Below are 1,500 nucleotides of genomic sequence, written 5' to 3' on the forward strand. Positions count from 1 at the left end.
TTCTCCGTCAGCGACTGCACGCCGCCGATGAACTTCGTGATCTGGTAGTGCTGCTTCTTGTCGAAATCGTAGATGTAGAGCTGCGCGATGCCGGTGCGGTCGCTGATGTACGCGAGCGATTTGCCGTCCGGTGCCCACTGCGGATTGAGGTTCTTCCCGCCCTGGCCGGGGATGACGTCGATGTTGCCGGTCTGCAGGTCGAGAATATTGATCTGCCACTTGTCGAACTTGAGCGTCTGGAAATCCGAGGTCGGACCGCGGTCGCTGACGAACGCAACGCGGCGGCCGTCCGGTGACCACGCGGGCATGAGCGCGGCCCAGTCGCCGGTCGTGATCTGCTGCACGTTGCCGCCGTCGGCGTCGATCTTGTACAGGTTCGTGAACCCGCCCTTGGCGCCGCTGAAAATGAGCTGCTTGCCGTCGGGTGAGAACGTCGGGCTGATCATTCCGTCGAGGCCCGTGTCGAGGCGCCGTTCGACGTCCAGATTCTTCACGTTCTCCAGGTAGATGACGTCCTTGCCACCGGTCTGCGCGGTGAACGCTAGCGTCTGGCCGTCGGGAGAGAACGCGCTCTGCGAATAGATGTAGCGGAGCTCCTCGAACTCCGGGTTGAGCGTGCTCGTGGTGAGCCGCTTGAGGCGCTTCCCGGTGGTCGCGTCCGCGAGGTAGAGATCGTTGAACACTTCGGCGCGCAACAGGCTGCCTGTCGAGATGAAGGCGATCTGGCGGCCGTTCGGCGAGAACGACGGCGCAACGTACTGGGGGATGATGCCACCGGTGCGCTTCTCGTTGAGCAGCGGCTGCGCGACCTTGCGCGGGCGGTCCAGATTGGCGATCCCCGGCAGGTAGGTGGTCTGCATCGTCTCCTTCCACTCGTCGCCGAGTTCGGAGAGATCGAATCCCGTGTGGCGCTTGAACGCGCGATCGATGCCGAGCGTCGGCGACGAGGCGAGGATCTCGCCGATGATCTCATCGCCCCAGCGCTGGCCGATCCACCGCCAGAACGCCTCACCGTAACGGTACGGGAAGTAACGGTTGGGATTGTCCTCCATCTGTTTCACGGTCGGCAAATAGCCATTCAGCGCGGCGTCGCGCATGACCGCGTCGGTCGCCGGATGATTGGGACCGATCGAGAGGTACTCCGCCATTCCCTCCATGAACCAGCCCGGCGGGTTTACCTGCGCGATCGTTTCAAGGCCGTTGCCGGCGTGCCCGCGCGAGAACTCGTCGTACTGGAACTGGTGCACCATTTCGTGCGTCATCACGTGCTCGGTTTCCGCGAGGTCCATTTCGAGGAAAAACGTGTTGCTCTGGTGCAGGAAGTCGGTGATACCGCCGGTCGTCTCGCCGAGGTCGCCAAACACGTTGCTCTGCGCGAAGTCGCCGCGCGACGCGAAGATGACGACCGGCTTGCGTTCCTTGAAGGAGTAGTTCAGGAGGCGCGAAAGGCGTGCGTACGACCGCTCGGCCATGCGCGCGGCGATCTTGGCCGCGGCGGCC

At 63.5% G+C, this 1,500-nt stretch carries 1 protein-coding gene; it reads right to left on the minus strand.

Going from position 1 to position 1,500, the window contains the following annotated elements:
* A partial coding sequence (locus VGM20_09810; protein HEY4101159.1) for a basic secretory protein-like protein occupies nt 1–1,472 on the minus strand: 1,472 nt, incomplete at its 3' end.
* Between the last annotated feature and the right edge of the window lie 28 nt (nt 1,473–1,500).

It is taken from the genome of Gemmatimonadales bacterium (assembly GCA_036500345.1).
In the GTDB taxonomy this organism is placed as follows: Bacteria; Gemmatimonadota; Gemmatimonadetes; order Gemmatimonadales; family GWC2-71-9; genus Palsa-1233.